The sequence below is a fragment of the Nocardia sp. JCM 38205 genome (assembly GCF_058222935.1).
In genome coordinates this window covers 415,872-436,823 of sequence record NZ_JBYHFL010000003.1, presented here as the reverse complement: position 1 = coordinate 436,823, position 20,952 = coordinate 415,872, and the positions used below count along the sequence as shown (strand labels likewise).

The following is a 20,952-nucleotide window of genomic DNA, read 5'->3' as shown; positions in this document are numbered from 1 at the left end:
GGCAGGCCGGCCTCGCCGCAGTCGACCCGGCGCATCATCGGAGGCACATCGCACCGCCGAACCCGAACCGCGTGAGCACCCTGCGCTTCACCCGAGCCCTGCGCGGCGGGCGGTGGGATCAGCAGCGACGAACCCCACGCGAGGACACCCCTGCGGCCGAGCACGCGATGACACACGGCGTGCGGTGCAGCATTCACAGCGCCACCTCCTGCGGGCGGGTGGTGGCCGGCACCTCGATGACGGTGTCGGCGATCGCGCCTGCGCACATTGCGCCGCCCATGCTCGGCGGGCCGTGGGATCACCAGCGCCGAACTCCGCGTGAGGACACCACTGCGGCCGAGCGCGCCACGACGACCACGGGCGTGCGGTGCAGCATTCACAGCGCCACCTCCTGCGGGCGGGCAGCGGCCGGCACCTCGATGACGGTGTCGGCGATCGCGAGCAGCGGCGGGCGGTGGGCCACGATCACGACCGTGGCACCGGCGCGGGCGCGGGCGGTGAGGGCGGCGAGGACGGTGGCTTCGCTGTCGGCGTCGAGGTGGGCGGTGGGTTCGTCGAGCAGCAGGATCGGGCGGTCGGCGGCCAGCACGCGGGTCAGGGCCATGCGTTGACGCTGGCCGAGGGACAGGCCGGCCCCGCCGGCGCCGACACGGGTGTCCCAGCGGTCCGGGAGCTCGTCCAGCACGGCATCGAAACCGGTCGCCGCGCATGCCGCGTCGAGTTCGCCGAGCACCCGAGCGGATTGCCTGCGCTGCGATTCGGTGATGCGGGCGCCGAGCAGCTCCAGGTTCTCCCGCAGGGTGCCCGGCACCAGCACCGGACGCTGCGGCAGCCACGCCACCCGCGACCACCACTGGGTCGGGTCGAGGTCGGCTATGTCGATTCCATCCACCCGCACCCTGCCGCGATCCGGCGCGATCAATCCGAGAACCGCTTGCAGCACCGTCGATTTCCCGCAGCCATTGGGCCCGGTGAGCACCGAGACCGACCCCGGGTGCAGGACCGCGGACAACCCATCGGGCGCCATGCCGTCTCGCGCGCGGACGGCGAGATCGACCAGTTCGATGCGCCCCGCGCTGCCGGGGTCCGCGCGCGAACCGTGTTCGGCGATCTCCTCGAAGCCGCGGCGACCGGTATCTCGGCGGCGAGCGGCATCATCGACCGTCCCGCCGGCATCGCCGATCCCACGGTCCGCCCGCTGCTCGTCGCCGCGGCAGGCGCCTACGCCGGGGCGCTCCAGATGCGAGCTCCCCGACCCGCCGGCCTCCGCGCTGCGATCCACCCCGGCGGGAACCCGCCGTACCTCCGCGTCGACGTCTTCCGACCCCACCGCGACATCCGGCGGGTCGAGCACCGCGAAAGCCTTGTCCGCCGCGGCCATTCCGTCCTGCGCCGCGTGGAATCGTTCGCCAACGGTGCGCAGCGGCAGGTACACCTCCGGCGCCAGCACCAGTGCGACGACGCCCGCGTACAAACTCATCTCACCGAAGACCAGCCGCAGCCCGATGGAGACGGCGATCAGCGCGACCGACAGCGTCGCCAGCATTTCCAGCACCATCGACGACAGGAACGCGATGCGCAGCGCGGACATGGTGCGGTGCCGGAGGGCATCGCCGAGCTCCTGCACACGGCCGGCCATGGTGCGCGGCTGTCCGTCCGGCGGCAGCTTCGCAGCGGGATCGGTGTCACCACCACGCGAGCTCTCGCGCCCCAGCGCACGCAGCGTCGGCATACCCGCGAACAGATCGAGCAGCTGATCCGACAACCGCGTGGTCGCGTCGAGCGTGGCGCGGGCACGGCCCTCGGTGAGCAGGCCGATCAGGATCATGAAGATCGGGATCAGCGGCAGCGTGATCACCACGATGATGCCGGAGGTCAGATCATGGGCCGCGATGACGATCCACACCACCGGCGGCACCAGCACCGCGAGCAGCAGCGCGGGCAGGTACCCGACCAGGTAGCCGCGCAACCCGGACAGTCCGGAGCCGACCACCACTGCCAATTCGGTTCGGCGCGATTCCAGTTCGCGCGGCGCCAACTGCGCCCCCGCCGCCAGTACCGACTGTTCCAGTTCGGCGACCACCGAGGCCCCCGCCCGGTGCGCGATCCTGGCCTGCCACCAGGTGGCCAGCACACGGCCTGCGATGGCCAGCGCGAGCACGACCAACTCGGCGCTCCACCTGCCGATCTCGCGGGCGCCGGGATCGGTGATCACTCCGGCGAGCACCCGACCGATCATCACCGCGGCCACCACGATGGCGATGGTCGTCAGCACCGAGAGCCCGACGCTCAGCGCCAGGTAGCGCCGCGCCGAACGCGCATACCGCCACAGACGGGGGTCGACGGGCGGGCGGCGGGCCATGACCTACTCCTCGACGACGGGACGGCGCGACAAACCGATACCGGGCGGGATCTGCTCAACGGTAATCCGCTTGCGGAACACCCAGTAGGTCCAGCCCTGGTAGATCAGCACCACCGGCGTCACGATGACGGCCGCCCAGCTCATCACCTTCAGCGTGTACGGCGTAGACGAGGCGTTGTCGACGTTCAGGCTGAACGCGGGGTCGATGGTCGAGGGCAGCACGTCCGGGAACAGCGAGCCGAACAGCAGCGCCGAGGCGGCCACGATCACCAGGGCAGTGCCGGTGAAGGCCCAGCCGTCGCGCTCGGCGAAGTGCGCGGCGGCAGCGACGACCAGTCCGAGCACCGCGAGGCCGAGCGGGATCCAAGTCCAGTCGGCGCCATAGGCGAGCTGGGTCCACAGCCCGAACCCGCCGACCACCAGCGCGGTGGGAGCCAGCAGCAGCCTGCCGGTGCGCATGGCGTCCGCGCGCACCTCACCGCCGGTTTTCAGGCTCAGGAACACCGCGCCGTGCAAGGCGAACAGCAGGCCGGTGGTGAGGGCGCCGAGCAGCGCGTACGGGCTGAGCAGATCCAGCAGCGATCCGGTCATCTGGTGGTCGGCGTCGAGCGGGACGCCGCGCACGATATTGGCGAAGACCCAGCCCCAGGCCAGCGCGGGCACCCAGGAACCGATGCCGATACCGAGGTCGCAACGCGCCCGCCAGACCGGATCGTCGATCTTGCCGCGGTATTCGATGGCGCAGATCCGCAGGATCAACGCGACCAGCAGCAACAGCAGCGGGAAGTAGAACCCGGAGAACAGGCTGGCGTACCACTCGGGGAACGCCGCGAACATCGCGCCGCCCGCGGTGATCAGCCACACCTCGTTGCCGTCCCAGACCGGGCCGATGGTGTTGAGCACCACGCGCCGACGCGTATCGGAGCCACGCCCGAGCACGGGCATCAGCATGCCGACGCCGAAGTCGAAGCCCTCCAGCACGAAGTAGCCGGTGAACAGCACGCCGATCAGAACGAACCAGAACTCTTGCAGATCCATCGTCGGCTCCTAGTAGGCGAACGAAAGCTGTTCGACGGCAGGTTCTTCGGTGCGTGGTTTCGCACCGGGCGCCCCGGTATCGTCCGGCCCCTTCGCGGGCGCGGGCGCGGCGGCTTTGTCCGGTCCCTCGATGACGTAGCGGCGCATCAGGTAGAACCACACCACCGCCAGCAGGCCGTACACGATCGTGAAGGTGATCAGCGAGATCCACACCGTGGTCGCGGAGTGGTTCGACACCCCGTCCTGCACCAGCAGTCGCAGGTTCGGGTCGCCGGTCGGGTTCGGCACCACCACCCAGGGCTGACGGCCCATCTCGGTGAACACCCAGCCCGCGCTGTTGGCCAGGAACGGGGTGGGGATGGCCAGCAGGCTCAGCCAGGAGAACCAGCGTTGGTCGGGCACCCGGCCGCGGCGCATCACCCAGAGCCCGGCGATGGCGAGCAGGGCCGAGCCGCCGGCCAGGCCGATCATGGCGCGGAAGGACCAGTAGGTGACGAACAGGTTGGGCCGGTAATCGCCGACGCCGTACTTCTCGTTGTAGGCCTGTTGCAGGTCGACGACGCCGTCGAGGGTGACACCGGTGAACTTGCCCTCGGCCAGCCACGGCAGCACGTACGGCACCTCGATGACATGGGTGACGCTGTCGCAGTTGTTGTGTGTGCCGACGGTCAGCACCGAGAAATCGGGGTTGGTCGCGGTGTGGCACAACGATTCCGCCGAGGCCATCTTCATCGGCTGCTGCTCGAACATCAGCTTGCCCTGGACGTCGCCGGTGTAGATCAGCGCGACTCCGGACAGCGCGATCACCACCAGCGAGGCCCGCGCGGCCGGCCGCCACATGGTCCTGGCCTCGGTGAGCTTCTGCTCGTCGCCGCTGCGCGCGTTGCGCACCATCCACCAGCCCGCGATACCGGCGACGAAGGTGGCCGCGGTCAGGAACGATCCCGCGACGACGTGCGGAAACGCCGCCAGCGCAGTGTTATTGGTGAGCAGTTCGACAATGCTGGTCAGCTCCGCGCGCCCGGTCTCCGGGTTGTAGCGGGCGCCAACGGGATGCTGCATGAACGAGTTGGCGGCGATGATGAAGTACGCCGAGGCGTTCACGCCGATGGCCACCATCCAAATGGTCGCCAGATGCACCAGTTTCGGTAGCCGGGACCAGCCGAAGATCCACAGGCCGATGAACGTCGACTCCATGAAGAAGGCGACCAGGCCCTCCAGCGCCAGCGGTGCGCCGAAGACGTCGCCGACGAACCGGGAGTATTCGCTCCAGTTCATCCCGAACTGGAATTCCTGCACGATGCCGGTGGCGACACCGAGGGCGAAGTTGATCAGGAACAGCTTCCCGAAGAACTTGGTGAGCCGGTACCAGTGTTCCTTGCCGGTGATCACCCACGCGGTCTGCATACCCGCGATGAGCGGGGCGAGTCCGATGGTGAGCGGCACGAACAGGAAGTGGTAGACGGTCGTGATGCCGAACTGCCACCGCGAGACGTCCAAGGCACTCACACTGACCTCCTGGCGATCTACGACGTGTCGTAGTAAAGACTACGCGGCAGGTCAGCCCGGTCAACGTGTCGCGCGACACGACACGCCGACCGTCACAGGCCGGTCAGGGCCGGTTTCACCAGTCGGCGATCGAACCCGCCCGCTCGATACCGCGCTCGACCAGCTCGACGATCTCGGCCGCATTGTCCGGCGCCGACATCCGCAGCCCGTCCAGCGAGTTCACCCGCGCGGCCAGCGTGATGCTCGACAGCATCCAGATGGAATCGCAGGTGAGCAGGTCAGCGGTGTAGAGCGATTCGTAGCGGCAGTCATAGCCCGCCTTCTTCGCCTCCGCGTAGAACGCCCGCTGGGTGACCCCGGGCAGAACGCCGTTCTTGGCAGGCGGGGTGATCAACTGCTTGTCGCGCACGATCACCACCGTGGACCGCGGCCCCTCCAGCACCCGGTTCTCGGTACTGGTGAAGATCACATCGTCGGCGCCCATCCGCGCGGCGAAACGCAGCGCCGCCATATTCGTCGCGTAGGACAGGGTTTTCGCGCCGAGCAGCTGCCACGGGGCGGCCTGCGCGAGATCGATCGAGATACCGCGCGACAACGTCACCACCGAGACGCCCTCGGTCCTGGCCTTCGCCACCCGCGCGGGCACCCCGACCACGAGGACATAGGAGGTCGGCACCGGCACCGTTTCCGACAGCTCGCCGGAGGTCACCGCGGCCTTGACGCTGTTCAGGTCGGCATCGCGGCCGCGGGTCAGCACCAGCCGCATCAGCCCCTCCTGCTCGGAGCCCCATTCCTTGGCCGCCGTCTCGACCGCCTCGCGCCAGCGACCGAGTTCGGGCTCCGGTAGGTCGAGAGCCTGCGCCGAGCGGCGCAGCCGCGCGAGATGGAACTCCAGGGCGCACGCATTGCCCTCGCGCACCAGAATCGTTTCGAAAACGCCATCACCACGCAATGCGCCGATATCGTCGGCAAACAACAACGGCGCGTCCGCATCTCGGACCTCACCGTCGAGTGTTACAAGAACTCGATCCACCATGCGATGAAGCGTAGGCCACACAGGCCCGCTACGACGGGCTACGGGCGCACGGTTGTCCCCAGGTGGACAATCCGCCCCTCGACCATGCGCGTCCGGAAGGCTGTCGGAGCTTTCGCCTAGAGTGGGTTGCGTGTCCGTGGTCGCCGCACCCAGCCCTGTCCTCGCTGTTCCGGGAGCCGTCGCGGGAGCGCCGGGAACCCCCGACGCCGCCGTCGCGTGGCATTACGGCGATCCATTCGGCGAACAACGAGCCGCCGCGCAGCAGGTGGCGATCGTGGACCGCTCGCATCGTTTCGTGCTCGCCATCACCGGCGCCGAGCGCCTGAGCTGGCTGCACACCATTTCCAGCCAGCATGTGGCGAATTTGCCCGACGGGCGTTCCGCCGAGAATCTGGACCTCGATCTGAACGGCCGCGTGCAGCATCATTTCGTGCTCACCGACCTCGACGGCACGGTCTGGATCGACACCGAGGCCGAACGCGGCCCCGCGCTGCTCGACTTCCTCACCAAAATGGTCTTCTGGGCCGACGCCAAACCTCGCGAGGCCACCGACCACGCGGTCCTGAGCCTGCTCGGCCCGCAGGTCCAGACCTTGACCGGCGCGCTCGGCATCGAGCGCCTCCCCGAGGTGTACGAGGCCGTGCCGCTGCCCGGCGGCGGGTTCCTGCGCCGCATGCCGTGGCCGACGGCCGACTCCCTCGACCTGGTGATCCCCCGCGAGCGGCTCATCGGCTGGTGGACCACCCTCACCGAGGCGGGCGCCGCGCCGGCCGGCATGTGGGCCTTCGAGGCGCTGCGGGTGACGGCATTGCGCCCCCGGATCGGGATCGACACCGACGACCGCACCATCCCGCACGAGGCCCGCTGGATCGGCGGCGTCACCGAACACGGCGCCGTGCACCTGGACAAGGGCTGCTATCGCGGCCAGGAGACCGTCGCCCGGGTGCACAACCTCGGCAAGCCGCCACGTCAGCTGGTGCTGCTGCATCTGGACGGCTCGGCCGACGAGCGCCCGGCCGCAGGCGACGCGGTGACCGCGGGCGGACGCTCCGTCGGCCGCATCGGCACGGTCGTCGACCATTACGAATACGGCCCGATCGCGCTCGCGCTGATCAAACGGGCGGTGCCGGTCGACGCGAAGCTCGAGGCAGGTCCCACGGCCGCCGCCATCGACCCGGATTCGGTCGTGGTCGACGACACCCCGCAAGCGGGCCGGGCCGCGGTCGATCGGCTCCGTGGCCGCTGAGCGCAGGCCCGCCGCCACCAGCCCCCGGGGAGAGGAGCTCGTCTATGCGCGCCGGTGACACCGGAGAAGTGCTGGCGGTGTGCGTGCTGCACGCCGAAATCGAGGTGCCGGGCCGGGTGGGCCGCTCCGGCATCGACAAGCGACCGAAGCCAGGGCGGGTCGGCGTGCGCGCGCTGGGCCTCGACGGCGATCACGTCTGCGATACCGACCACCACGGCGGCCCGCACAAGGCCGTCTACGCCTACGCCGACGAGGATGCGCACCGGTGGGCAACCGAACTCGATCGGGACCTCCCCGCGGGCTGGTTCGGCGAGAATCTGCGCATCCGCGGCCTGCCGATCAGCGACGCCGTCATCGGTGCGCGCCTGGCCATCGGCCCCGGGCCGGTGGGCCCCGGCCACACCTTGCTCGAGGTGAGCGAGCCCCGCGTCCCGTGCGCGACCTTCCAGCACTGGTCCGGTGAACGGCAGTGGGTCAAACGCTTCACCCTGCGCTCGGACACCGGCACTTACTTGAGAGTGCTCACCGAGGGCACGATCGGCGCAGGCGACACGGTGCACGTAATCCACGTCCCCGAACACGGCATCACCGTGCGCGACGTCTTCACCGGCGCCGACCCGGACAAGCTGGAGCTGCTCCTCGCCGCCGAGCCCACCGTCTCCGACGACGTCCGCATGCAGATCGACCGGCACAACCGCCGCCGCGCGAACGCCGAACGCGCGGCGCAGCGGCGTGACGACGGCGACCATCTGAAGGCAGGAGTGCGAGCGTGAGCATCGAACTGGTCGAGGTGGTGCGTTCCGGATTCCGGGAATGCGTGCACCGCGGGTCGGTCGTCGTCATCGGCGCCGACGGCGAACCCAGCTGCGCACTCGGCGAGATCCACCTGCCGATCTTCCCGCGCTCGACCAATAAGCCGATGCAGGCGGTGACCCTGCTGCGCAACGGGTTCGAACCCGTCGACGACGCGGAACTGGCCATCGCCACCGCCTCCCACTTCGGCGAACCCGACCATGTGAAGTTGGTCGAACGGCTGCTGGACCGCTTCGGATTCGACGAGTCGGCCCTCGAATGCCCGCCGGATCTGCCCTTGGACGAACGCGCCCGCGCCTCGGTGCTGTGCCACGACCGGCCACCGAGCAAGCTGTTCATGAACTGTTCGGGCAAACACGCGGCGATGCTGGCCACCTGCGCCGTCAACGGCTGGCCGACCACCGGATACCTCGACAGCGCGCACCCGCTGCAACGCGCGGTGCTGTCCACCGTCATCGAACTCACCGGCGAACCCGAGACCGACCTCGGCATCGACGGGTGCGGGCTGCCGATCATCCCGGTCTCGCTGATCAACCTGGCCCGCGCCTTCGCCGCCATGGCGACGGCCGAACCGGGAACGCCCGAACGCCGGGTCGCCGACGCCATCCGCACCCATCCGCGAGTGATTTCCGGCACCAACGCCCCCGATCTGCTGATCATGAACGCCACCCCCGGCCTGGTGTGCAAGATCGGCGCGGACGGCGTGCACGCGGGCGCGTTGCCGGACGGAACCGCGTTCGCCTACAAGATCGACGACGGCGCCGACCGCGCCCGGATGCCGCTGACGCTGGCGATTCTGCAACGAATGGGCGTCCCGTGGTCGGACGCCCTCGCCGAATTGGCGGCACCGGCGGTACTGGGTGGCGGTGCGCGGGTCGGCGTCATCCGCGCGATCCCCGGCGTGCTGTAGTCAGGCGAGCATCGGGCAAACGGCTTCGGTTCGGCACCTGTTCGACCACTCCTGGAAGCGCGACCGCCGCACACGCGCTAGAGTGTCTGTCAGGAAGAGTATTAATTCGAACGGGGCCGCCACCAATCCCCAGGCCGCCCCGCTGTGACGCGAGGGGGTCAGCCATGGGCCGTGGCCGGGCTAAGGCAAAGCAGACCAAGGTTGCACGCGAGCTGAAGTACAGCTCGCCGTCGACCGACTTCGCGAGCCTTCAGCGCGAGCTGTCGGGTAGCCCCCACTCTCAGCGGAGTGGAGTGCTGTCCGATGAGCACGACGCGGATGATTCGTTGTCCCGCTGGAACAGCGACGACGACGACTACGACGATTGGCGCCGCTGACCAGGTGCGACGTATGAAGGGGGAGGCCGAGGCGCCTCCCCCTTCAGTCGTTGCCATCCGGTCGGCCAGCCAGCCGCCGAGGTTCGCCCGACATCAGGTCTCGACCACTGAGGTCGAGACCTGATCGAGAGCTCGGTTCGATCGCTCGCATCGACTCTCGAGGTACTCGAACAGCATCGGCGCCCGTTGCACCGCACGGGCCGCCCCGATGCCCGCCCGTCCGGACATCGTCCGAGATAGGCGAACTCGCCCCTCGGCGACCCTCCAGCATCCCCTCCGACGCGCAGCGCATCACCCCCTTCGCTCAGCGCATCCCCCTCGCTCAGCGTATCCCTCGCCCCAGCGCATACCACTCGCTCAACCGCGTCCCCCGGCCTAGCCATCCCCCGGCCTAGCGCGTCCCTGAGGAGCGCACCGCGGTGCGCCGCGCGACACCGCCGCGAACGCACCACGCGAGGCGGGACATTCCCCGAGCGGAACGCGCCCCACGGACAGCGCACCACCCATGAGCACAACGCGCGCCCCGCCGCGCAGCCCAACCTCCGCACTCCACGCGCCCCACCGGATCGCATGCCTCCCCGGCCGGCACCCGCACCGCACAACCAGCCCGACCGATCAGCCCGACGCGCCCCGCCGCACAGCGCACCTCCCGCATCACGCGCCCCGCCGCACAGCGCACCTCCCGCATCACGCGCCCCGCCGCACAGCGCACCTCCCGCATCACGCGCCCCACCGTCCAGCGCACCTCCCGCATCACGCGCCCCACCGCACAGCGCACTCCCCGCACCACGCGCCCCACCGCACAGCGCACCTCCCTGTACAACGCGCTCCATCGGACCGCGTGCCACCCCGGCCAGCACCCGCACCGCACAACCAGCCCGACCGATCAGCCCGACGCGCCCCGCCGCACAGCGCACCTCCCGCATCACGCGCCCCGCCGCACAGCGCACTCCCCGCACCACGCGCCCCACCGCACAGCGCACCTCCCACACCACACACCCCGCCCCACAGCGCACCTCCCACACCACACACCCCGCCCCACAGCGCACCTCCCACACCACACCCCCCGCCGCACAGCGCACCTCCGCGCACAACGCTCCATCGGATTGCGCACCCGCACGCACACCACGCGCCCGACCACCGCACAACGTGCCCACCGGGATTTCGCACCTGACTGCACGACGCCCCGCGCGACCTGCACTGCCGGAAAGTGCGCTTACTCCGCACGCACAGCGCACCGCCCTACGGACGTGCACCCCGACGCGGCGCATGCGCGGATCGAAGCCGGCACCCTCGCCTGGCCCCCGGAAACGCGTCAGCCGGCCGACCCGTAGGCCGACCGGCTGACGAAGGTTTCGATGCTCAGAAGCGCGGGTGTTCGCCCACCATCACGGCGCGGGGTGCGCCCGCGTCCTTGGCCTTGGTCACCGTGCCGAGCGTCCAGCATTCGATGTGCCGGGCGGTCAGGACCGCCAGTGCCCGGTCGACGTCCTCCGGCGCCACCACGGCCACCATGCCGACGCCCATGTTGAACGTCTTCTCCATCTCCGGGCGCTCCACCCGGCCGCGCTGGGCGATCATCTTGAACACCGGCGCCGGGTTCCAGGTACCGCGGTCGAGCTCGGCGACCAGTCCCGCGGGCAGCACCCGGGCCAGGTTCGCGGCCAGGCCGCCGCCGGTGACGTGCGCGAAGGTGCGCGCACATCGGTTTCGGCGATCAGGGCCAGACAGTCCTTGGCGTAGATGCGGGTCGGCTCGAGCAGCTCCTCACCGAGGGTGCGGCCGAACTCCTCCACGTGCCCGGTCAGCGACATGCGGTCGATGTCGAGCAGCACCTTGCGGGCCAGGCTGTAGCCGTTGGAATGCAGGCCGGACGAGCCCATCGCGATGACCACGTCGCCCGGGCGCACCCGCTCGGGGCCGAGCACGGCATCGGCCTCGACCACGCCGACGCCGGTGGCGGACAGGTCGTAATCGTCGGGATCCATCAGACCGGGATGTTCGGCCGTCTCACCGCCGAGCAGCGCACACCCGGCGCGCACACAGCCCTCGGCGATACCGGATACCAGTTCGGCGACCCGCTCGGGAACGACCTTGCCGACCGCGATGTAGTCCTGCAGGAACAACGGCTCGGCACCGCAGACGACCAGATCGTCGACCACCATGGCGACCAGATCCAAGCCGACGGTGTCGTGCTTGTCCATCGCCTGCGCGACGGCGATCTTGGTGCCGACGCCATCGGTGGAGGCCGCGAGCAGCGGCTCCTTGTAGCCGCCCTTCAGCGCGAACAGACCGGCGAAACCGCCGAGGCCACCCTGCACCTCGGGGCGGCTTGCCTTACGAGCCAGCGGTGCGAACAACTCGACTGCGCGGTCGCCGGCTTCGATGTCAACACCGGCCGCGGCATACGAGGCTCCGGCACCACTGGGGGTCTGTTCACTCATTTTCGGTGATTGCTCCAAACCGAATCGGCGGATAATTGCCTGATCACGCTACCGTCGCGCGTCGGCGGGGCGAGTTCAGGGCCTGCTCAACGCGCTGGCGTTGGCGTTCTGGCCCAGCAGCTCGGTCTCGGACTTGCCGGTGAGCATGCCCTCGAGCACGTTCTTGCCGATGGCGACCTCGGTCGGCAGCGGGATCGGGTAATTGCCGTCGAAGCAGGCGCAGCACAACCGCGACCGCGGCTGCTCGGTGGCCGCGATCATGCCCTCGGTGGAGATGTAGCCGAGGCTGTCGGCGCCGATCGAGCGCCGCACGTTCTCCACCATGTCGGCGTAGCTGTCGTCGGAGCCGGCGCCGTTGGCGATGAGCTCGGCGCGCGAGGCGAAATCGATGCCGTAGAAGCACGGCCACTTCACCGGCGGCGAGGCGATGCGCACGTGGATCTCCAGCGCGCCCGCTTCCCGCAGCATCCGGATCAGCGCGCGCTGGGTGTTGCCGCGCACGATCGAATCGTCGACCACGATGAGCCGCTTACCGCGGATCACCTCGCGCAACGGGTTGAGCTTGAGCCGGATACCGAGCTGACGGATGGTCTGGCTCGGCTGGATGAAGGTGCGGCCCACATAGGCGTTCTTCATCAGGCCCTGCCCGTAGGGCACACCGGAGCCCTGCGCGTAACCGACCGCGGCGGGGGTGCCGGACTCGGGCACCGGGATCACCAGATCGGCCTCGACCGGATGCTCCTTGGCCAGCCTGCGGCCGATATCGACGCGGGTGGCGTGCACCGAGCGACCGGAGATGGTGCTGTCCGGGCGGGCGAGGTAGACGTATTCGAAGACGCAGCCCTTGGGCTCGGGAGTGGCGAACCGCAGCGAACGCACGCCGTCGGCGTCGATGGCCAGCAGTTCGCCCGGCTCGATCTCGCGGACGAAGGAGGCGCCGACGATATCGAGCGCGGAGGTCTCACTGGCGACCACCCAGCCGCGATCGAGCCTGCCGAGGCACAGCGGGCGCACACCGTGCGGATCGCGGGCCGCGTAGAGGGTGTGCTCGTCCATGAAGGTCAGGCAGAAGGCGCCCTTCAGGGTGGGCAGCAGCTTCATCGCGGCCTGCTCGATGCTGGAGTCGGCGGCAGCGTGCGCCAGCAGCGCCGTCATCACGTCCGAGTCGGAGGTGGCGGCCACCGGACCGGGGCGGCCACCGCGCGGCATCCCGCCGAGCACACCGAGTTCCCGTGCCCGATCGGCCAATTCGGCGGTGTTCACCAGATTTCCGTTGTGTCCCAAGGCCAATCCGGAACCGACGGCGGTGGTGCGGAAGATCGGCTGCGCGTTCTCCCAGGTGGTGGCGCCGGTGGTGGAGTAGCGGCAATGCCCGACGGCGACATGGCCCGGCATCGCGGCCAGGGTCTGCTCGTCGAACACCTGGCTGACCAGGCCGAGATCCTTGAAGACCAGCACCTGCGAACCGTCGGCTACGGCGATGCCCGCCGCCTCCTGCCCACGGTGCTGCAACGCGTACAGACCGTAATACGTGAGTTTGGCCACGTCTTCGCCGGGCGCCCAGACTCCGAAGACACCACACTCCTCGCGTGGTGGATTCTCGTCCTGATCCGCGGGGGCGGGATTGCTGACAACCGGCAGGTCGGCGTTGGTCACCGTGTGCTCCCTGTTCGGGCGGGCTGGGGGCACCGTCATTCTACGGGTCGAACCGCGCCCCCGATGACAGCCGCCCGCATACGTGCAGTTAATCGGTGCGGCGCAGTGCCCGATATCGGGCTCGTCCGGCTGTTACCGTGCGATCCGTGACGACTTCCGACAGCGCAGCGGCGACGCGGACCGATCGCCGCCTCGGAATGCGCATCTTGCTGCCGATCGGTGTATTGGCCCTGCTCACGGCGCTACTCGGGGTGATGTACCTCGACTACGTCGCCGACCCAGAGGGCAATCTGCACGACTTCCCCATCGCGCTGGTGAATCAGGATGTCGGAGACGTCACAGGGCCGCCCGACGCGCAGCAACATGTGAACTACGGCAAACAGATCACCGACGCGCTACAGCAGGGCATGCCGGAGGACAAGGTCGATCTGCGGGTCGTCGGCATCAGCGAGGCCGAGCGGATGATGCAGCAGGGCCAGGTCTATGGCGCGATGGTCATCCCGAGCGATTTCAGTAAGCGACTCGGCATTCTCGGCGTCGGCAGCATCGTTCCCGGCGATATCGAACGCCCGATCATCACCTTGCAGACCAATCCGCGCATGGGCGCGTTCGGCACCCAGATCGTGTTGCGGGTCGGCGACCAGGCCCTGACCCAGGTGCGGCAGCAGGTCGGCAGGCAGCTCACCGATCAGGTGAATGCGCAGCTCGCGCCGGAGCCAGGGGCGCCGCCGAGCCCGGAGCCGAGCGGTGCGGCGCGGGTGGCGCTGGAAGACCCGGTGCAGATCGTGTACCAGCAGTACCGCCCGCTGCCCGACGGCACCGGCCAAGGCCTGACCGCGTTCTTCTACGCACTGCTGATTCTGCTGGCCGGCGTGGTCGGCGCGATGGTCATCCACACCATGATCGACGCCGCGCTCGGCTTCGTGCCGACCGAATACGGGCCCTGGTACGTACATTTCCCGCCGACGCCGATCTCCCGCTTCCACACCCTGCTCATCAAATGGGGTGTGATGGTGGTCGCGGCCACCCTCGTCTCGGCCATCTATCTGGGTGTGGCGAAGCTGCTCGGCATGCCGATCGACCATCCGCTCGGGCTGTTCCTCTACAGCGCGCTGGCCCTGACCGCCGTCGGCATGACCGGCCTGTCCATCCTCGCGGCCATCGGCTCGGCCGGCCTGCTGGTGAACCTGATCCTGTTCATCATCCTCGGCCTGCCCTCCTCCGGCGGCACGGTGCCCATCGAGGCCACACCCAAGTACTTCCATTGGCTGGCCGGCTGGGAACCGATGCATCAGGTCTTCCTCGGCGTTCGCTCGATCCTGTACTTCGACGGCAGTTTCGCCGCCGGCCTGAGCCGCGGCATCTGGATGGCCCTGATCGGCCTGGCCGTCGCGATCGTGTTCGGCGCGGTGATCACCAAGTTCTACGACTACAAGGGACTGCACCGGGAGAACCGGGTGGCTGCCGCGGGCGCGCCCACGGTTGGTGCCGGAGTGGGCCCGGCGGGAACCGAATCGGCCGGCCAGACCAAGGCGGACACTGCGGACACCGGATCGGCCGCCGCTGATTCCGGGACCAACTCCACCGAAACTGCCGATACCGACTCCCCATCGGGCGCCAAGGGTGGCCGTACCGACGAGGACTGACTGCGACGGCAACAGCGCGTCGACGGGCTGTTCGGACCGCGTCGGTGGGTCGCAGTATCGTCGCCCCCGTGGTTCGACGTGCGGCGGTGAAACCGGAAGAGATGCGGGCGGCGGTCACGGCGGTGCGGTCGTGGCTGTTCGATGAGGCAGCGCCCGTACCCGCGCGGGCCGAACTGGGCGCGGCCGTGCGGATGACGGCGCGCGCGCTGGCCGAATCAGCGCCGGGTCATTCGGTGGAGGTCCGGGTGCCGCCTTTCGTCGCCGTGCAGTGCATCGAGGGTCCACGCCACACCCGGGGCACCCCACCCAACGTCGTCGAGACCGACCCGCGCACCTGGCTGCTGCTCGCCACCGGCCTGATGGATTTCGTCGCCGCCCGCGAGGAAGGCAGGCTGACCGCCTCCGGCAGCCGCGCCGACGAAGTGTCCCGGTGGCTGCCGATCCTGCGGGTGGGCATCGAACCCGAGTAGTAGCCGCTTCGGCCCCCGGCCGCGTGGAGGTTCGTGCAGGCGTCGCCTTGGCACTGCGGGAAGGTGCGTGCGGGCGTCGCGGCGTCACTGCGGGAAGGTGCGTGCAGACGTCGCGTCATCACCGCGGGAGGGTTCGGGGACCGTGTCCCGTCATCACCACGTGCGGGCTGCGAATCGCGCCGCGAGCGCACCTCCGGCATTGATCGCCCAGTGCAGCAGGGCGGGAGCGGTCGCGCTGTCGGTGTGCCGGCGCAGCAGACCGAACAGTGCCCCGGCGGCGGTGGTTGCGGCGATGGTGACCGGCAGGTTCTCCTCGGTGGCGCGGGCGGGCGCGATATGCCAGAGCCCGAAGGTGGTGGCGCCGAGCAGGGTTGCGACGAGCGGCCCGAAGGTCTTGTCCAGCAACGGGTCGAGGGTCGCGCGGAAGATCAATTCCTCGCTGTAGACGGTGCCGAGCGGAATGTGCACGCCCACCCATTCGGCGGTCGAGACGCCGGGGGCGCGGTCGGGGCGCTCGGCCAGCTCACGGCGCACGGCCGGAATGGCAAGCGCCGCACCGTAACCAGCGGCCACGATCCCCGCACTGCCGAGGCCGTAGCGCCATCCGCGCGCCGAGCACCAGTTCGAGTGCGCGCCGAAGGCGGCGGCGTACCCGGTGGCGGCACCGGCGTTGACCAGCGTGCGCACCCGCATATCCTCCGGCAGCCGCGGCACCACGGCATTGCTCCACAGCAAGGGCAAGGCGACTGCCAGCGCAACCCGGACGCTCACTTGATCTGCCGCTCGTAGGCCTCGGAGATCTCGATCTCGTAGCGGATGCGTTCGGCCAGCTCCGGATACCAGCCGGGCGGCGCGGCGATGGCTGCCCAGCCGTCGAGTACCAGGCTGCCGTACCGGTGCCCGTGCCCGTCGGTGACGCCCTGCGCGTTGGTGAGATCGGCGGTGACCTGCCAGAAGGTGACGAACGGCGCCCACCGCATCCGCCCGGACACATCGGATCCGCGCGGTTCGGACAGCCAATCCGGTTGCGAGAAGATCAGATCGGCCGACCACCAGACGATGGGGTCGGACGGATGTTGCAGGTAGGCGATGCGCGGCGCCCGCCATTCCGGGCCGGGCCTGGCGAAATCGGCGGCGTCGGCGGCGAACCGGACCACCAGCCCGTCGGCGTACACCGGTTCCACCTCCAGCGAACCGGGATCGCGCCGCGCGACGAACTGGCTCCACAGCCGATTCGAATTCGGCGGGCCGACCCACAGGGCACCGTCGACCTTCTCCCGCAGATCGGCCAGCCCCTCGAAAGCCGCCTCCGAGCCCTGCGAGCCGAGGCTCTCGCCGTAGACGAACAGTTTCGGCCGCTGCTGCTCCGGCCGCGCCGACCAGTGCTGATACACGGCGTCGAAGACCTCGCGCCCCGCCGCCGCGGCTTTGCTCTTGTCCGCGAGGAACGACAGCACGCTGGGCAGATACGAGTACTGGGTGGCCACCAGCGCGGTATCGCCGCCGTACATGTATTCGATCGCACCCGCGGCCATCGAATTCACCCAGCCGGTACCCGTGGTCGTGATCACCACGATCACCTGCCGCTCGAAGGCTCCGGCGCGTTCCAGTTCGGCGACGGCCAGTTCGGCCTGTGTCCGGCCGTCCTCGGCCGATTCCAACCCGACGTAGGCCCGAATCGGTTCCTTGGCGGGCTGTCCGGTGACCTGGGCGATTCTGGCGGCGTTCGGACCGTGCGAAACGAACCAGCGGCCCTCGAAACCGAGCGTGTCCCATTTCGCCAGCGACATCGGGCTGCCCGACTTCTCCGGCAACTGCGGCTGCATCGCGTACTCGGAGGTGTGGTCGTTACGCACACTGAACGCCTGGTTCGCGACCGCGAAGAACGCCCGCGTCGCCACGCCGTTGAACAGGGTGACCGCCAGCAGCACCAGCACCAGGAAACCGGCCGCCGGCGCCAGTTCGCGCGGCACCTTCACCCAGCGGTTGAGCTGACGGGCCAGGTACAGGATCAGTTCACGCACCGTGCGATACACCGCGACGACCAGGACGCCGACCGCGAGGCTCAGCAGACCGGTGCGCAGATAGGCGGGCGTGGTGGTGCCTTCCATATCCATCAGCGCGGTGATCTCACGCTGCCAATGCGCCGACTGCACCAGCATGTACGCGGCCAGCACCGCGGCCGTCAGCAGAATCGCCGACTTCACCCCGTAACGCACCCAGGTGGGTGGTGCCGGGATCTTCAACCGCGGGCGCACCCACAGCCGGAACAGCCATTCCAGCAGGCAACCGACGCCGTAACCGATGGCGGCATTGATGCCGCTGATCAGGCCCTGGAACATCCAGTCGCGCGGCACCAGCGACGGGGTGACCGACAGCGCGAAGAACACCGTCGCGACCACCAGCCCGACGTAGTTCAGGTCGATGACCACTTCGGCCCGGCGCACCGCTGCGACGCCGCGCGAGCGCAGCTTCGTGAGGGTGGACGCCGTTTCGAGCACCAAGACAGTATGGCGGCAGCCCCCGACAACGCCGATGCGTTACCCATTCACGGCGCGGCAACTACCCATCGCACTCGAGTAGTTGTACCCGGTCGCCGCGGCCGCGAACCTCGCACACTCGATAACCATGAGCACACCAAACGCAGCGCCGAAAACCACCTCGGCATATATCGCCCAGGCCGCGATCGCGTTCGGCGTCAGCTTGTTCGGGGCGGGCGTCGGAATCTTCTATCTACCGCTGGATCCGTGGCAGCGCGGATTCCTCGGCATGACAGTGCTGTTCCTGGTGACCAGCACCTTCACCTTGGCGAAGGTGGTCAGGGACAAGCACGAAGCCGATTCCCTGCGTGGCCGGATCGACGAGGCGCGGATGGAGAAGCTGATCGCCGAGCACGATCCGTTCAAGTCCGTCGCCTGAGCACCTCAGCGCGAATCACCCCGCCCGGACCCGGTGTTCACGAGGGGTCCGGGTCCGGACGGGGTGAGCGTTGTGGTGTTCGGTCCCAGCGGGACTCGGTTCGCCCGGCGGAATCGACTGTCAGACGGCGGAGCCGAACAGCTTGGGCAGCGTGCCCTCATGCGCCTCGCGCAGTTCGGCCAGCGGCACCGTGAACTGTCCCTGCACCTCGATCGAGTCGGAGCCCTGGTCGACCACACCGATGCGCACCCACGGCAGTTCGCGCGCGGTGCACATGCGGGTGAACCGGGTTTCCTCCGAGCGCGGCACGGCGACCAGCACACGACCCGCCGATTCGGAGAACAGCGTGACGAACGGATCGGCGTCCTCGGGAAGCAGGATGCGGCAACCGGTCTCGCCGGCCAGCGCTGCCTCGACCACCGCTTGGGCGAGACCGCCCTCGGAAAGGTCGTGAGCGGCACTGATCATGCCGTCGCGAGAACCGGCGGTCAGCACCTCCGAGAGCAGCCGTTCGCGGGCGAAGTCGACCTTCGGCGGGACGCCACCGAGATGATCGTGGGCGACCTGCGACCAGATCGAACCGCCGAACTCGTCGCGGGTGTCGCCGAGCAGGATCAGCGTCTCGCCCGGCTCGAGGCCGAGGCCGGTCGGGATGCGGCGGTGCACATCGTCGATGACGCCGAGGACCCCGACCACCGGCGTCGGCAGGATCGCGTCCTGGCCGGTCTGGTTGTAGAAGCTGACATTGCCGCCGGTGACGGGAATGCCCAGTTCGGCACAGCCGTCGGCCAGTCCGCGCACCGCCTGCTGGAACTGCCACATCACGCCCGGATCCTCCGGCGAGCCGAAGTTGAGGCAGTTGGTGACGGCCTTCGGGGTGGCGCCGGTGGTGGCGACGTTGCGGTAGGCCTCGGCCAGCGCGAGCTGGGCGCCGGCGTAGGGGTCGAGCTTGGTGTAGCGGCCGGAGGCGTCGGTGGCCAGGGCGATGCCGCGGCCGGTCTCCTCGTCGATGCGGATGACGCCCGCGTCGGCGTGTTCGGCGAGCACGGTGTTGCCGCGCACGTAGCGGTCGTACTGCTCGGTGATCCACTTGCGGCTGCACAGCTGCGGGCTGGACACCATCTGCAGCAGCGTCGCGCGCAGCTCGTCGGCCGTCTTGGGCCGGGTCAGGGTGTCGGGGGTGTCGGCGATCAGGGCGTCCTGGTACTCCGGACGCCGCACCGGACGCTCGTAGACCGGGCCCTCGTGCGCGACGGTGCGCGGCGGCACATCCACCACGGTCTCGCCGTGCCAGGTGACGACCAGCCGCTCACCATCGGTGACCTCGCCGATCACGGTGGCCAGCACATCCCACTTGCGGCAGACGGCCATGAACGCGTCGACATTCTCCGGCGTCACCACCGCGCACATGCGCTCCTGGGATTCGCTGGACAGCACCTCGGCCGGCGTCATATCGGCCGCGCGCAGCGGCACCTTGTCGAGCTCGATGTGCATGCCGCCGTCACCGGCCGCCGCCAGCTCGGAGGTGGCACAGGACAGTCCGGCGCCGCCGAGATCCTGGATGCCGACGACCAGCTTGGCCGCGTACAGCTCGAGACAGCACTCGATGAGCACCTTCTCGGTGAACGGGTCGCCGACCTGCACGCTCGGCAGCTTCTTGCGGCCGGCGCCGGATTCGTCGCCGGAGAAGGTGTCCGAGGCCAGCACCGAAACGCCGCCGATGCCGTCGAGGCCGGTGCGCGCGCCGAACAGGATGATCTTGTTGCCGGTGCCCGAGGCGAAGGCCAGATGCAGATCCTCGACCCGCATCGCGCCCGCGCACAGCGCGTTCACCAGCGGATTGCCCTGGTAGGAGGCATCGAAGACGGTCTCGCCGCCGATGTTCGGCAGGCCGAGCGAATTGCCGTAGCCACCGATGCCGCGCACCACACCGTCGACCACGCGACGGGTATCGGCGGCGTCCGCCGCACCGAAGCGCAGCTGATCCATCACCGCGATCGGGCGCGCGCCCATCGCCATGATGTCGCGCACGATGCCGCCGACGCCGGTCGCGGCGCCCTGGTACGGCTCGACGTAGGAGGGGTGATTGTGGCTTTCCACCTTGAAGGTGACCGCCCAGCCGTCGCCCACGTCCACCACGCCCGCGTTCTCGCCGATGCCCGCGAGCATGGACGAGCGCATTTCCTCGGTGGTGGTCTCGCCGAAGTAGCGCAGATGCACCTTCGACGACTTGTAGGAGCAGTGCTCGCTCCACATCACCGAGTACATCGCCAGCTCGGCGTCGGTGGGGCGGCGACCGAGAATCTCCTTGATCCGGGCGTATTCGTCATCCTTGAGCCCGAGCTCGAGATACGGCTGCGGAGTGTCCGGAGTGGCTGCGGCGGTTGCGACCGTGTCGACCTGCGGAGTCACGGGATTACCAGGGTCCTTTCGGCCAGGCATGCGGAGACAATCCAGACGACCGCCGCTGCGACGCGCCGAGTTGCTGAATTGCCGCGAGATACTCCTGCGAGTCTACTGCCGGGG

General features: G+C 69.2%; 15 protein-coding genes and 1 pseudogene. 7 read left to right on the top strand and 9 right to left on the bottom strand.

The genetic code is table 11. The features are described 5' to 3' along the window. Positions 1–376 precede the first annotated feature (376 nt). The 4 genes from AC4HOU_RS13785 to AC4HOU_RS13770 form a co-directional block, all read right to left on the bottom strand. Positions 377–2,362, bottom strand: coding sequence for an ABC transporter ATP-binding protein/permease (locus AC4HOU_RS13785; protein ID WP_490724578.1), 1,986 nt, complete (start codon positions 2,360–2,362; stop codon positions 377–379). A gap of 3 nt (positions 2,363–2,365) precedes the next feature. Continuing rightward, entirely contained in the window at positions 2,366–3,400 is a 1,035-nt protein-coding gene (cydB, locus tag AC4HOU_RS13780) for a cytochrome d ubiquinol oxidase subunit II (RefSeq protein WP_163817265.1), read from the bottom strand. A 9-nt stretch (positions 3,401–3,409) separates the two neighbouring features. Then, complete coding sequence (locus AC4HOU_RS13775) at positions 3,410–4,909, bottom strand: cytochrome ubiquinol oxidase subunit I (protein ID WP_280213326.1); 1,500 nt, start codon at positions 4,907–4,909, stop codon at positions 3,410–3,412. A gap of 115 nt (positions 4,910–5,024) precedes the next feature. After that, positions 5,025–5,945: an aminodeoxychorismate lyase gene (locus tag AC4HOU_RS13770; protein WP_163817269.1), complete on the bottom strand. Its 921-nt coding sequence runs from the start codon at positions 5,943–5,945 to the stop codon at positions 5,025–5,027. A 130-nt stretch (positions 5,946–6,075) separates the two neighbouring features. Between AC4HOU_RS13770 and ygfZ the strand changes: the two genes are divergently transcribed. The 4 genes from ygfZ to AC4HOU_RS13750 all read left to right on the top strand — a co-directional run bounded on the left by ygfZ (position 6,076) and on the right by AC4HOU_RS13750 (position 9,291). Continuing rightward, complete coding sequence (gene ygfZ, locus AC4HOU_RS13765; protein WP_490724577.1) at positions 6,076–7,191, top strand: CAF17-like 4Fe-4S cluster assembly/insertion protein YgfZ; 1,116 nt, start codon at positions 6,076–6,078, stop codon at positions 7,189–7,191. Between the two features lie 44 nt (positions 7,192–7,235). Continuing rightward, complete coding sequence (locus tag AC4HOU_RS13760; RefSeq protein ID WP_280213328.1) at positions 7,236–7,964, top strand: MOSC domain-containing protein; 729 nt, start codon at positions 7,236–7,238, stop codon at positions 7,962–7,964. Further along, on the top strand, positions 7,961–8,914 hold the full coding sequence (locus AC4HOU_RS13755; RefSeq protein WP_163817275.1) for an asparaginase: 954 nt from the start codon (positions 7,961–7,963) through the stop codon (positions 8,912–8,914). The genes AC4HOU_RS13760 and AC4HOU_RS13755 overlap by 4 nt, the downstream gene beginning before the upstream one ends. A gap of 164 nt (positions 8,915–9,078) precedes the next feature. Next, positions 9,079–9,291, top strand: a complete 213-nt coding sequence (locus AC4HOU_RS13750) for a DUF3073 domain-containing protein (RefSeq protein ID WP_036532795.1) — start codon at positions 9,079–9,081, stop codon at positions 9,289–9,291. Positions 9,292–10,653: 1,362 nt separating this feature from the next. Here AC4HOU_RS13750 and purM read toward each other — a convergent pair. Both purM and purF read right to left on the bottom strand, forming a co-directional pair. Next, positions 10,654–11,735 (bottom strand): annotated as a pseudogene (gene purM / locus AC4HOU_RS13745) (phosphoribosylformylglycinamidine cyclo-ligase). 75 nt (positions 11,736–11,810) lie between these two features. Then, positions 11,811–13,391: an amidophosphoribosyltransferase gene (gene purF, locus AC4HOU_RS13740; RefSeq protein WP_163817737.1), complete on the bottom strand. Its 1,581-nt coding sequence runs from the start codon at positions 13,389–13,391 to the stop codon at positions 11,811–11,813. A gap of 197 nt (positions 13,392–13,588) precedes the next feature. Here purF and AC4HOU_RS13735 point away from each other — a divergent pair, with 197 nt between their 5' ends. Further along, positions 13,589–15,037, top strand: coding sequence for a YhgE/Pip domain-containing protein (locus tag AC4HOU_RS13735; RefSeq protein ID WP_194989728.1), 1,449 nt, complete (start codon positions 13,589–13,591; stop codon positions 15,035–15,037). 68 nt (positions 15,038–15,105) lie between these two features. Next, complete coding sequence (locus AC4HOU_RS13730; RefSeq protein ID WP_280498985.1) at positions 15,106–15,507, top strand: sterol carrier family protein; 402 nt, start codon at positions 15,106–15,108, stop codon at positions 15,505–15,507. Positions 15,508–15,660: 153 nt separating this feature from the next. On the opposite strand, the gene AC4HOU_RS13725 is transcribed toward AC4HOU_RS13730, so the two are convergent. Both AC4HOU_RS13725 and AC4HOU_RS13720 read right to left on the bottom strand, forming a co-directional pair. Beyond that, a complete protein-coding gene (locus tag AC4HOU_RS13725) occupies positions 15,661–16,278 on the bottom strand; it encodes a CPBP family intramembrane glutamic endopeptidase (RefSeq protein ID WP_490724576.1) in 618 nt (205 codons plus the stop codon). Next, positions 16,275–18,011, bottom strand: a complete 1,737-nt coding sequence (locus AC4HOU_RS13720; protein ID WP_490724575.1) for an alpha/beta hydrolase — start codon at positions 18,009–18,011, stop codon at positions 16,275–16,277. The genes AC4HOU_RS13725 and AC4HOU_RS13720 overlap by 4 nt, the downstream gene beginning before the upstream one ends. Before the next feature lie 124 nt (positions 18,012–18,135). Here AC4HOU_RS13720 and AC4HOU_RS13715 point away from each other — a divergent pair, with 124 nt between their 5' ends. After that, a complete protein-coding gene (locus AC4HOU_RS13715) occupies positions 18,136–18,426 on the top strand; it encodes a YiaA/YiaB family inner membrane protein (RefSeq protein WP_014348876.1) in 291 nt (96 codons plus the stop codon). 120 nt (positions 18,427–18,546) lie between these two features. Here AC4HOU_RS13715 and purL read toward each other — a convergent pair whose 3' ends face one another. Further along, positions 18,547–20,868 (bottom strand): phosphoribosylformylglycinamidine synthase subunit PurL, encoded by a 2,322-nt coding sequence (gene purL, locus AC4HOU_RS13710; protein ID WP_194989717.1) that lies wholly within the window; start codon positions 20,866–20,868, stop codon positions 18,547–18,549. Positions 20,869–20,952: the final 84 nt, after the last annotated feature.